Annotated in this window: 12 protein-coding genes; 10 read left to right on the forward strand and 2 right to left on the reverse strand. The window is 45.6% G+C overall.

Annotated elements, in window-relative coordinates; genetic code table 11:
* Positions 1-545: 545 nt before the first annotated feature.
* From EAE90_RS05180 to kdsB, 4 genes are all read left to right on the forward strand, one after another.
* Positions 546-761: a cold-shock protein gene (locus EAE90_RS05180; RefSeq protein WP_214052576.1), complete on the forward strand. Its 216-nt coding sequence runs from the start codon at positions 546-548 to the stop codon at positions 759-761.
* Positions 762-890: 129 nt separating this feature from the next.
* On the forward strand, positions 891-1,046 hold the full coding sequence (locus EAE90_RS05185; RefSeq protein WP_214052577.1) for a hypothetical protein: 156 nt from the start codon (positions 891-893) through the stop codon (positions 1,044-1,046).
* Between the two features lie 88 nt (positions 1,047-1,134).
* Positions 1,135-1,314, forward strand: a complete 180-nt coding sequence (locus tag EAE90_RS05190) for a Trm112 family protein (RefSeq protein ID WP_049585246.1) — start codon at positions 1,135-1,137, stop codon at positions 1,312-1,314.
* Positions 1,315-1,317: 3 nt separating this feature from the next.
* Positions 1,318-2,070 (forward strand): 3-deoxy-manno-octulosonate cytidylyltransferase, encoded by a 753-nt coding sequence (gene kdsB, locus EAE90_RS05195; protein WP_214052578.1) that lies wholly within the window; start codon positions 1,318-1,320, stop codon positions 2,068-2,070.
* Between the two features lie 88 nt (positions 2,071-2,158).
* On the opposite strand, the gene elyC is transcribed toward kdsB, so the two are convergent.
* Positions 2,159-2,998: an envelope biogenesis factor ElyC gene (gene elyC / locus EAE90_RS05200; RefSeq protein ID WP_214052579.1), complete on the reverse strand. Its 840-nt coding sequence runs from the start codon at positions 2,996-2,998 to the stop codon at positions 2,159-2,161.
* Positions 2,999-3,151: 153 nt separating this feature from the next.
* Here elyC and cmoM point away from each other — a divergent pair, with 153 nt between their 5' ends.
* The 5 genes from cmoM to EAE90_RS05225 all read left to right on the forward strand — a co-directional run bounded on the left by cmoM (position 3,152) and on the right by EAE90_RS05225 (position 11,397).
* A complete protein-coding gene (cmoM, locus tag EAE90_RS05205; protein WP_214052580.1) occupies positions 3,152-3,931 on the forward strand; it encodes a tRNA uridine 5-oxyacetic acid(34) methyltransferase CmoM in 780 nt (259 codons plus the stop codon).
* Between the two features lie 10 nt (positions 3,932-3,941).
* A complete protein-coding gene (gene mukF / locus EAE90_RS05210) occupies positions 3,942-5,264 on the forward strand; it encodes a chromosome partition protein MukF (protein ID WP_214052581.1) in 1,323 nt (440 codons plus the stop codon).
* Positions 5,245-5,967, forward strand: a complete 723-nt coding sequence (gene mukE / locus EAE90_RS05215; protein WP_214052582.1) for a chromosome partition protein MukE — start codon at positions 5,245-5,247, stop codon at positions 5,965-5,967. Before mukF ends, mukE begins: the two co-directional genes overlap by 20 nt.
* Positions 5,964-10,412 carry a chromosome partition protein MukB gene (mukB, locus tag EAE90_RS05220; RefSeq protein WP_214052583.1) on the forward strand — a complete coding sequence of 1,483 codons (4,449 nt, stop codon included), beginning with the start codon at positions 5,964-5,966 and terminating at the stop codon, positions 10,410-10,412. Before mukE ends, mukB begins: the two co-directional genes overlap by 4 nt.
* 301 nt (positions 10,413-10,713) lie before the next feature.
* Entirely contained in the window at positions 10,714-11,397 is a 684-nt protein-coding gene (locus tag EAE90_RS05225) for an RES family NAD+ phosphorylase (RefSeq protein ID WP_214052584.1), read from the forward strand.
* Between the two features lie 38 nt (positions 11,398-11,435).
* Here EAE90_RS05225 and EAE90_RS05230 read toward each other — a convergent pair whose 3' ends face one another.
* Positions 11,436-12,056, reverse strand: a complete 621-nt coding sequence (locus tag EAE90_RS05230; RefSeq protein WP_214052585.1) for a DNA-binding protein — start codon at positions 12,054-12,056, stop codon at positions 11,436-11,438.
* A gap of 243 nt (positions 12,057-12,299) precedes the next feature.
* On the opposite strand from EAE90_RS05230, the gene EAE90_RS05235 reads away from it, so the two are divergent.
* Positions 12,300-12,539: a type II toxin-antitoxin system Phd/YefM family antitoxin gene (locus EAE90_RS05235; protein WP_214052586.1), complete on the forward strand. Its 240-nt coding sequence runs from the start codon at positions 12,300-12,302 to the stop codon at positions 12,537-12,539.
* Positions 12,540-12,549: the final 10 nt, after the last annotated feature.

Genomic DNA, 12,549 nt, shown 5'->3' on the forward strand with positions numbered 1-12,549 from the left:
AATTGAAAGATAACGGGTATATTATATTTTAATCAAAGCGGCTTTTGTGAGCCGATGGCCGATGATAGTCAACAGGGAGTTTGCCTTTCTGCTCCCTCCCAAAGCGGTTCTCGCCTTGCCAATTCGTACAATTTCAGTAATTTTTCAGATTTATTTGATTTTTCGCCATTGTTAACTGATATTAAAACTATCCATTAAAGGATAAACAACTATTGTGTATTCTTGGTTCAGACATGTACGATTCTGGTAGGATACTTGCTCGTATCTGTTACTTAAACAATATACCCTATGAATTTCAAGATGGATCGCGATGGTAAGGGAGCGAATCCCCGGGAGCATAGAGAACTATGTTACCGGAGTGAGAGAGTGCAGCCAACAAAGAGGCAACTTGAAAGATAACGGGTATACACTACTCGAATGAAATGTATTTCAAGATCAAGGTATTGAAACTGAGATGAGGTTCTATTCGAAAATTGAATAAAAGGTAAAAAACATCAAAAACAATAAGTTAGATTATTGTGAGATGGATAAACGGGGGAGTTATTATGACATTACAATTAAAGATGGGTAGAGTGAAATGGTTTGATGAGCATAAAGGATATGGTTTTATTTCTCCACAGGATGGGGGACAAGACATATTCGTCAGTAGAAAAGCGATTGCGAATACAAAAAACAAGTCACTCACAGAAGGGCAGGATGTAGAATTTTCAATTATTCGCAAAGGTTATGATTTAACCGCAGCAGATGTGATAGCATTCTAAAACCCTATCAAAATCAAGCTATTTTATTGCCATTCTTAAATGGTAAAGAGGAAGCCTTGAACCATATGCAAACAAAGGTAATCGTTTATTTAAACGTACCTTTGGTAAAACCCGGAGGGTAGTTGAATAATGATGCTTACTCTCCGGGTTTTGTTTGTTATCTATGTTGATGATTTATTGGCAATTAGGGATTGTGCCAATTACGCCTACCGAGATGGTTTTGGGCTTTCACTAGCTTGCCTGATTTTTCAGTGGATAATGTTGGGAAAGGAAGCAAAAGATTAAATAACAAGGGCTAACGATGATACCAAGCTTATGTTATTCTGGGTCGCACTAAGTTGCACTAAATTAAAGCTCCATAATTGGAGGATGTATGGATCACCGTTTACTTGAAATTATTGCCTGCCCTGTATGTAACGGAAAACTCAGCTACGATAAAGAGAATTTTGAACTCATCTGTAAGTTGGATCGACTTGCGTTTCCTGTACGTGATGGTATTCCTGTCCTGTTAGATCACGAAGCCCGTGAATTACCTCTGGATGAGGAAAAATAAGGCATGTTCACCGTTATTATTCCTGCTCGTTTTGCTTCAACCCGTTTACCCGGTAAACCTTTGGCTGATATTCACGGCAAACCAATGATTGTTCGTGTTATGGAGCGAGCGAAGCGTTCAGGTGCTGGACGTGTCATCGTGGCAACAGATAATCACGACGTTGTTGATGCAGTTGTGGCTGCCGGTGGTGAGGCTTGCCTGACCAACGAAAATCACCATTCTGGTACTGAACGGTTAGCTGAGGTTATCAACAAATACCAATTTTCTGATGATGAAATTATCGTTAATGTTCAGGGTGATGAACCACTGATTCCCGAAGAGATTATTAAACAGGTTGCAGAGAATTTGGCGGGCTGTAAAGCGGGAATGGCAACGTTGGCCGTACAGATTCATGATGCAGAGGAAGCTTTTAACCCTAATGCTGTGAAAGTCGTTATGGATAAGCAGGGTTATGCGCTCTATTTCTCCAGAGCAACCATTCCTTGGGAGCGTGACCGTTTTATACAATCACGGGAAACGATTGGGGATAATTTCCTGCGTCATATTGGTATTTATGCTTACCGTGCGGGTTTTATCCGTCGCTATGTGCAGTGGGAGCCAAGCCCGTTGGAGCAAATTGAAATGCTGGAACAACTGCGGGTACTTTGGTACGGCGAGAAAATTCATGTGGGGATTGCACTAAAAGCGCCGGGAGTAGGCGTTGATACCCCGGAAGATCTGGTCGCAGTCAGAAAAATGTTTATTGAGACTGATTAGCAGCTTGAATTTGTTTTGGGTTTAACGAAAGCGCTTCATTTATTGCTATTTATTTCTATTGCGCTTTCGTTTCTCTATCTATCTTGCCTCAAGAAGTTGCTTGAGGATTATTTAGCGGCTGAGAATGCTCTGATTTTTGTGGGTGTTCTGGAGTTTTCGATGGCTTAATGCGTTGCCAGAGGGTACCTAAAGTTTCATACCATACCCGCTCTGAATGAGACAGATAGTAAGCTGAGGGCAGATATTTTTCCCAAGGATGTAATGGTGAAGTGATCGCTAATTGGTTAGCCGGGCCGGGAATGGGGTTCAACCCATGCTGTTGAAAGAACGTTATCGCTCGCTGCATATGATTGGCGGAAGTCACTAGGATAAAGGGTTGTTTACCAATCAGTTTCTCAACCTCATTGGCTTCCTGCTCAGTATCCATTGGTTTTGTCAGTGCGATCGTATCTTCTGCGGGTACGCCGAGTGATTGAGCTACGATAGCGGCGACTTCAGCGCTGCTTTTAACATTTGCCCCTTTACCACCGGTAAAGACCATTTTAGAGCCGGGGTTCAGGCGATATAAGCGAATACCTTCTGTCACTCGTGGCAAACTGTTGTTAAGTAAGTTTGAACTGGGTGCCCAATTTGGGTTATAAGTGAAGCCGCCACCAAGAACAACGATATAATCAACCGGTGGATTGATGTGACTGGGAGCAGATTGGTCGCTTTTAGCATAAACCGATTCCACCGGTAACAGCAGCTTATCGGCAACAGGTTGCAAACTTAGCAGAAGTAGCGTGAGCCAACTGAATGTTAGAACTGTTTTTCCTGTTTTTTGCCAACGGGTAAACCACAGCAGTAATAAAGCAGCAAGTGAAATTAGCAATATTAATGGCAGAGGCATCACCATTGCACCGAGGTACTTTTTAAATAAAAATTGCATTTATTTACCTTAATTTGGTTGAATTATAGCCATGTGGTTCACAGTTTGTTGTCAAAAGTGGTTATATCAACGAATGCTGTGCCAAAATAGCAGCCAGCGTAATGAAATCTCAACAGATAAATCAAATCTATTCCATTAGTGAGGCAGTTTTTCATGCGGGATCGCAATTTCGATGATATTGCAGACAAATTCTCTCGTAATATTTACGGCACAACCAAAGGTAAAATCAGGCAAGCCGTTGTCTGGCAGGATATCAGCGAATTACTGGCTCAATTACCTCAACGTCCACTGCGTATTTTAGATGCGGGTGGCGGAGAGGGAAATATGGCATGCCAATTAGCTGAATTGGGTCATCAAGTGATATTGTGTGATTTATCAGAAGAGATGATCCAGCGGGCAAGGCTGGCCGCGGAAGAGAAAGGGGTCAGCCAAAATATGCAATTTATACAAAGCCCGGTACAGGAAATTAGCCAATATATAGAGCAGCCGGTAGATTTGGTATTATTTCATGCAGTACTGGAATGGATTACCGATCAGAAATATGTAATAGAAGTGCTAATGAATATCATTAATCCGGGTGGCGCTCTATCTTTAATGTTTTACAATGCCAATGGCTTGGTAATGCGTAATGCTATTTTAGGTAATTTTCATTTAGCGACACCCAATATACAGCGTCGTAGAAAACGTTCACTATCGCCTCAGAATCCATTGGTGCCTGAACAGGTATATCAATGGCTTGATGAATTAAATATGACGATTACCGGCAAAACAGGCGTGCGTGTTTTTCACGATTATTTGCAAAATCGCCAATTACAGAACGAAAACTTTCCGGCGTTGCTGGAATTGGAACAGCGTTATTGCCGACAGGAGCCTTATATCAGCCTGGGGCGCTACATTCATGTCATGGCACGCAAACCATCTTTAACAGTTTAAAGGACAAATTATGAGTGAATATTCCCAGACTGTCCCGGAACTGGTGTCTTGGGCCAGGAAAAACGATTTTTCCATCTCCTTGCCCGCAGAAAGATTGGCTTTTCTGATGGCAATTGCGGTGTTGAACAGCGAGCGTTTGGATGGCGAGATGAGCGAAGGGGAGCTGGTTGATGCCTTTCGTGAAGTTTGCAAAGGATTTGAGCAGACCACAGAATCTGTTGCTGTACGGGCCAACAATGCCATCAATGATATGGTGCGTCAGAAAATTCTTAACCGTTTTACCAGCGAATTGGCCGAGAGCAATGCAATTTATCGCTTAACCCCGCTTGGGATAAGTATCAGTGACTACTACATTCGTCAGCGGGAATTTTCTACCTTACGTCTTTCGATGCAACTTTCGGTGGTTGCGAGTGAGTTGCACCGGGCAGCGGAAGCGGCAGAGGAAGGGGGAGATGAATTTCACTGGCACCGTAATGTTTTTGCGCCGCTGAAATATTCTGTTGCAGAAATCTTCGACAGCATCGACATGTCTCAGCGCGTAATGGACGAGCAGCAAAATTCGGTGAAAGAAGATATTGCGGCGTTGCTAAATCAAGATTGGCAAGCAGCGATTGCCAACTGTGAGCAACTGTTATCTGAAACATCAGGTACGTTGCGGGAACTCCAGGACACACTAGAAGCGGCTGGAGATAAACTACAGGCTAATTTGCTGCGTATTCAAGAAGCCAACATGGACAGCGGCGGATCAGAACTGGTTGATAAACTGGTATTTGATCTGCAAAGCAAACTGGACCGTATTATCAGTTGGGGTCAACAGGCGATTGATTTATGGATTGGCTATGATCGCCATGTCCACAAATTTATCCGTACGGCGATTGATATGGATAAAAACCGCATTTTCTCTCAGCGCTTACGTCAATCAGTTCAACACTATTTTGATAACCCGTGGACCCTCACCATTGCTAACGCTGAACGTTTGCTCGATATGCGGGACGAAGAATTGACGTTACGTAATGAAGAGGTGACGGGTGAACTGCCATTAGCGCTGGAATATGAAGAATTCAGTGAAATAAACGAACAACTGGCAGAAATGATTGAAAAAGCGCTGTTGATATATCGGCAGGAACAGCGCCCACTGGATTTAGGTGCGGTGTTAAGGGATTACCTTGCTCAGCATCCGCTCTCTCGTCACTTTGATGTGGCGCGTATTTTGGTGGATCAGGCTGTACGATTGGGTGTGGCAGAAGCGGATTTCTCTGGGTTGCCAGCGGAATGGTTAGCGATTAATGATTACGGAGCCAAGGTACAGGCACATGTCATCGACACATATTGAACAATTTATGTCAGTTAAACTGGCACAGGCGTTAGCCAATTCACTTTTCCCGGAACTGGATAGCCAACTTCGTGCGGGTCGTCATATCGGGATAGATGATCTTGATAATCATGCTTATCTGATGGATTTTCAGGAGCAATTGGAGGAATTTTACGCCCGCTATAATGTGGAGTTGATCCGTGCGCCAGAAGGTTTCTTCTATCTGCGTCCCCGTTCAACGACCTTGATCCCGCGCTCGGTATTATCTGAGCTGGATATGATGGTAGGAAAAATTCTCTGTTATCTCTATCTCAGCCCGGAACGCCTGGCTAATCAGGGGATTTTTACTGCTCAAGAGCTGTACGAAGAGCTGATCTCACTGGCTGATGAGGGCAAGTTGATGAAGTTTGTCAACCAGCGCTCCTCCGGTTCCGATTTAGATAAACAGAAATTGCAGGAAAAAGTGCGCACGACACTGAACCGTCTGCGTCGTCTGGGCATGGTCTATTTCCTGTCAAATGACAACAATAAATTTACCATTACTGAGGCGGTATTCCGTTTTGGTGCGGATGTACGCAGCGGCGACGATCCTCGTGCAGTACAACTGAGGATGATCCGTGACGGTGAGGCAATGCCGATTGAAAGCGGCTTGTCGCTTGATGATAGTGAAAATGATGAAACACCGGATAACTCAGCAGAAGATGCGGGAGATAAACAACCATGATTGAACGCGGTAAATTTCGTTCACTGACGCTGGTTAACTGGAATGGCTTTTTTGCCAGAACATTTGATCTTGATGAATTAGTCACAACCTTATCAGGCGGCAATGGCGCGGGTAAATCCACCACGATGGCGGCTTTTGTCACCGCGCTGATCCCTGATTTAACCTTGTTGCATTTCCGTAACACCACCGAAGCCGGCGCCACTTCCGGTTCCCGTGATAAAGGTTTGCACGGTAAATTGCGTGCGGGTGTCTGCTACTCAACGCTGGATGTGATTAACTCTCGGCATCAGCGGGTCATCGTTGGGGTGAGGTTGCAACAGGTTGCGGGTCGTGACCGTAAGGTTGATATCAAACCCTTTATGATTCAAGGTTTGCCAACCGCTATTCAACCTACACAGCTATTAACTGAAAATGTGGGTGAAAGACAGGCGCGTGTATTGCCACTGAATGAACTGAAAGATCGCCTTGATGAAATGGAAGGCGTGCAGTTCAAACAATTTAACTCCATCACCGATTATCATGCGCTGATGTTTGATTTGGGGGTGATACCCAAACGCCTGCGTTCAGCAAGTGATCGTAGTAAATTCTATCGTCTGATCGAAGCTTCCCTGTACGGCGGTATTTCCAGCGCCATTACCCGTTCCCTGCGTGATTACTTGCTGCCGGAAAACAGTGGTGTTCGCAAGGCATTTCAGGATATGGAAGCGGCGCTGCGTGAAAACCGCATAACGCTGGAAGCTATCCGAGTTACCCAATCTGATCGCGATCTGTTCAAGCACTTGATCACCGAAGCGACTTCTTACGTTTCCGCTGATTATATGCGCCACGCCAATGAGCGTCGCACCCATCTGGATCAAGCGCTGGCATTGCGCGGAGAGTTGTTTGGCAGCCATAGGCAACTGGCGACTGAGCGGTATCGTCATGTAGAAATAGCACGAGAACTGGCTGAGCAGAATGGCGCTTCTACTGATTTAGAAGCTGATCATCAGGCGGCTAGTGATCACCTGAATCTGGTGCAGACAGCCATGCGTCAGCAGGAAAAAATTGATCGTTATCAGGGAGATCTGGAAGAACTTTCTTATCGTCTGGAAGAACAAACTGAGGTTGTTGAAGAAGCTGCGGAAATTCAGTCTGAATATGAAGCCAGAGCGGAAGCGGCGGAACAGGAAGTCGATGAGCTGAAAAGCCAGTTGGCGGATTACCAGCAGGCGCTGGATGTTCAGCAAACTCGTGCTATTCAGTATCAACAGGCGCTACAAGCGCTGGAACGTGCTCGTGAGCTTTGTCGGCTACCGGATCTTGCCGCTGATAATGCAGAAACATGGCTGGAAACTTTTCAGGCTAAAGAGCAGCAGGCGACAGAAGCCCTGTTGGCATTGGAACAGAAATTAAGTGTTGCTGATGCGGCACATAATCAGTTCGAACAGGCGTATCAATTAGTCAAAAGTATGGTTGGTGAAATCAGCCGTAGTGAAGCGTGGCAGAGCGCCCGGGAATTGCTGCGTGATTGGTCATCACAGCGACATCTGGCGGATCGAGTTCAGCCGTTACGTATGCAGTTGGCTGAATTGGAGCAGCGTCTGAACAACCAACAAAATGCGGAACGTTTATTAAACGAATTTTGTAAACGTCAGGGGCAGCAATATCAGGCCGAAGATCTGGAAGGGTTACAGAATGAACTTGAAGCCCGTCAGGAAGCGCTAAGCCTAAGCGTTAATGAAAGCGGTGAACGCCGTATGGAAATGCGCCAGGCGCTTGAACAACTGAAACAGAAAATTCAGTCATTGACTGCCCGCGCCCCGGTCTGGTTGGCAGCGCAGGATATTTTGCATCAACTGTGCGAACAGAGCGGTGAAACACTGGCAAGCAGTAATGACGTGACTGAATATATGCAGCAACTACTTGAGCGTGAGCGTGAAGCCACGGTAGAGCGTGATGAAGTTGCGGCGCAAAAACGTGAGTTGGAGAAACAGATCGAGCGCCTTAGTCAGCCGAGCGGAGCGGAAGATAGCCGGATGATTGCGTTAGCGGAACGTTTCGGTGGAGTTTTGCTGTCAGAAATTTATGACGATATCACCATTGATGATGCACCGTACTTCTCCGCCCTGTATGGGCCTGCGCGACATGGCATTGTGGTGCCCGATCTTTCCTTGGTACGTCCACATCTTGAAACGCTGGAAGATTGCCCGGAAGATCTCTACTTAATAGAAGGTGATCCGCAATCCTTTGATGACAGCGTATTTAATGCCGAAGAGCAGGCAAATGCGGTACTGGTCAAATCTTCTGACCGCCAGTGGCGTTATTCCCGATATCCTGAATTGCCATTGTTTGGCCGTGCCGCCAGAGAAAACCGTCTGGAAGCTTTGAACCTAGAGCGCGATACCTTGGCAGAGCGTTACGCCACGCTCTCTTTTGATGTGCAGAAAATCCAACGTGCGCATCAGGCATTCAGCCAGTTTGTGGGTAAACACCTCTCTGTGGCATTTGATACCGATCCGGAAGCGGAAATCCGCGAACTGAGGCAGCGCCATACGGAACTGGAACGTGAATTATCCCGGTTTGAAGAGCAGACCCAACAACAGCGTCAGCAATATACTCAGGCTAAAGAGAGCCTGACGACATTAAATCGCCTGATCCCTCAAGTTACGCTATTGCTGGATGAAACCTTAATCGATCGCGTAGAAGAAATACGTGAAGAATTGGATGAAGCGCAGGAAGCGGCCCATTTCCTGCAACAACATGGCTCGGCACTGGCGAAATTGGAGCCGATGGTTGCGGTTTTGCAAAGTGATCCACAGCAGCATGAACAGTTGCAGCAGGACTATGAAACCGCCAAACAGAGCCAACATCAGGCTAAACAACAGGCTTTTGCGCTGGTGGAGGTGGTACAGCGTCGTGCGCATTTTAGCTACAGCGATTCTGCCGGTATGCTCAACGAAAATGCGGATCTGAATGACAAACTGCGTCAGCGTCTGGAACACGCGGAATCGGACCGCAGCCGCGCCCGCGAACAGCTACGTCAACAGCAAGCGCAATATGCCCAATTTAACCAAGTGCTGGCATCGCTAAAAAGTTCTTACGAAACCAAACAGGATATGCTGAAAGAGCTGCATCAGGAGATGAAAGAAATCGGTGTTCAGGCGGATGCGAATGCTGAAATGCGCGCCCGCGAGCGCCGTGATCGACTCCATGAAGCGCTCAGTACTAACCGTTCCAGAGTCAACCAACTTGAGAAGCAGATCGCCTTTTGCGAAGCGGAAATGGATAGCTTGCAGAAAAAACTGCGTAAATTGGAACGGGATTACTATCAAATCCGTGAGCAGGTGGTTTCTGCCAAGGCGGGTTGGTGTGCGGTGATGCGGATGGTGAAAGACAATGGCGTTGAGCGTCGTCTGCATCGCCGTGAACTGGCGTATATGGAGGGTGGCGCATTACGTTCCATGTCGGATAAGGCATTGGGTGCGTTGCGTCTGGCGGTGTCCGATAACGAACATCTACGTGATGCGCTGCGTTTGTCAGAAGATCCCAAACGGCCTGAACGTAAAGTACAGTTCTTTATTGCCGTTTATCAGCACCTGCGTGAACGTATTCGTCAAGATATTATCCGTACTGACGATCCGGTTGATGCCATTGAACAGATGGAAATTGAACTGGCCCGTTTGACGGAAGAGCTGACCGCCCGCGAGCAAAAACTCGCCATCAGTTCGAAGAGTGTGGCGAATATTATCCGCAAAACCATTCAACGTGAGCAGAACCGCATCCGCATGCTAAACCAAGGGCTGCAAGCTGTTTCCTTCGGACAGGTTCGTGGTGTGCGGTTGAATGTCAACGTGCGTGAAAGCCATGCAATATTGCTGGATGTGTTGTCTGAGCAGCAAGAACAGCATCAGGATCTGTTTAACAGCCAACGATTAACCTTCTCGGAAGCAATGGCAAAACTTTATCAGCGCCTAAATCCGCAAGTAGATATGGGGCAGCGCTTGCCGCAAACCATAGGTGAAGAGTTGTTGGATTACCGTAACTACTTGGAACTGGATGTTGAAGTTAACCGTGGATCGGATGGCTGGTTAAAAGCAGAGAGTGGGGCGCTATCGACAGGTGAAGCGATCGGTACCGGCATGTCGATTTTGGTGATGGTGGTGCAGAGTTGGGAAGAAGAATCCCGCCGTCTGCGTGGTAAAGATATTTCCCCTTGCCGGTTATTATTCCTTGATGAAGCGGCGCGTCTGGATGCTAAATCTATCGCTACTTTGTTTGAATTATGTGAACGCCTGCAAATGCAGTTAATTATCGCCGCCCCGGAAAATATCAGCCCTGAAAAAGGGACCACTTATAAACTGGTACGTAAAGTGTTTAAAAACCACGAACATGTGCATGTGGTCGGGCTGCGAGGATTTGGGCAGGATGTGCCGGCAACTCAACTGATTTCAGATGCTACCGCTTAATCAAATGGATGACTTGCGATAGTCATAAAAATAAAGAGAATGCGCCACGGATGGCGCAATGGATATTTAGCTTGAGGTTGTACCGTTATTTTTTGCTTATTAGATTCGGTATTATTAATACGAGAAATGTAGTGGTCTAATAAACCCCAAAAAAATCAATCAATTAAAAACCACCTTAATTGTCGTATAATTATCGAGCCAATCACGGTATAGCGGTGTCAGTGGGCAAGCACACGGCACCATTTCAAAAAAACATTAAGGAGAAGCCTATGACGAAACTTATTTATGGGGGTACCTCACAATGCAAACAAAGGAGACTTCTCTTTCAAAGTTTGACTATCCAAATTTAGATCAAGAAATTACGGCAATCTTTGAAGATGATTCATTACCGACGCATTCACCTGGTAATGGGGACTTAAAACGCTGGCAGAGGAAAGAATGGCCATCGGCTATAAATTTCTCCACTGGTGACGGTCGATATAATGCTCCGGATGATACTTTTGGTGTTTGCTACATGGCAGACAAGGCCGTTTCAGCGCTTGCTGAAAGTTTTGGGCGCCTGATACATAAAGATGGGCGGAAATTCGTTGAGGAGTCTGTTATTGAAAACTCACGAATGTGTCTGATTCGCCCACTCCGGCCACTCGTTTTTGTCGATGTGGGGAAACTTCTGGGAATGCTGCACATTACGTTAGACGTCTCAGTCGGAGATGACTACACGGTGACACAGAGAGTAATTGCGTGCCTCTACAAGCTCGCCAGAGATAAGTTTGACGGTGTTTGTTACTTATCGAGGAATTTTCCTTCCACTGATTTCTGCTATGCAGTCTGGGAATCGGATGAAGAAAGGTTTGAAGATATAGGAATGAAGAATCTCGCGGAATACCACGATTCAGAATACATGCCATCGAACTGGAAATACTCCAGCATCACGGCTGAAGAACTGCTCGAAGACGTGCTTCGATTCAAGGTTGTCTCGCTTTAAGTTTGTACTAGGCGTGTCCTTTTCGAAAGGACACGCTTTTAACTGGCGATTTGTTCGCCCATCTGTTTCGCTGCACGAAGCATTTTTGAAACATCATCAATGCTGCTATCTTCTTTCATGATCTCGATAGGGGTTTTCCCTTTACCGTTCTTGTCGCTCAAGGGGGTGGTCAAAAACGATATTCTGGAAACAGGCCCGATATCATTGCTCATTGCTTTCATGACGTCTTCAAAGTGAGGTAACAGTCCCCCCTCTTTGAATTGAAAGAGCGGGAAGACATGATCACTATTCTTCTTGAAAGCGAGTAGCTTATTTCCCTTCACTCGCAAATTAACGGCCTGACGCGTGATACCGAGAATATCAGCAACATCTACTGCTTTAATTACGCCACCCATGCGCTCAATTTCCTTATAAAAATTGGACAGGTTCTCAGCGCGACGCTTTAGTTTGCGGAGTTCGCGATCGGGAGTCCTGGCACTCTTTTCAAGTACGGTTGAGTACAGCAGCCCAAAAAGTTCGCTATCAGGAAGAACAAGAGCATTGCTGGCCTTCGCCTTTTCAGCAAACTCAGGCATCAATGAGTCGAATATTATGTCAAAGCGTTTTTGCAGTAACACCTGTAGCTCATTCAAATTACGTTGTTTGGTTGCGGTGTTCATAAAACCTCCTATTTCTTGACCATTATTTTATTCTTTCACCTAGAATTGGTCAAGTAACATGGTGCAAATCAAAGGTGATTTGCAATCAGATAAAGCTATCAACTTTTACATATGGGCGGATAGAGATCGTGCGAATAAAGAGATTGCGCCACGGATGACGCATATAGATGTTTAGCTTGATATTATACTATTTTGTCATACAATCTTTGTATGATATTTATACTACGGTGAAAAAGGCATATTATGCGGAAGACAACATATAGCGTTGCAAAGGGAAATCTTGCTTCGATAATGGATCAAGTTGTTCAGGATTGTACACCAATATTGATTACCAGACAAAACGGTGGTGATTGCGTCATTATTTCAAATGCAGAATATGCAAGCCTTGAAGAAACTGCTTATTTACTACGTTCATCCGCTAATGCAAAACATTTACTTAAATCATTGGAGCAGGTAAATAGCGAAAATTTGCAGGAAAGGTAACTAACCTGAA

The sequence above is a fragment of the Photorhabdus caribbeanensis genome (genome assembly GCF_018448885.1).
In the GTDB taxonomy this organism is placed as follows: Bacteria; Pseudomonadota; Gammaproteobacteria; order Enterobacterales; family Enterobacteriaceae; genus Photorhabdus; species Photorhabdus caribbeanensis.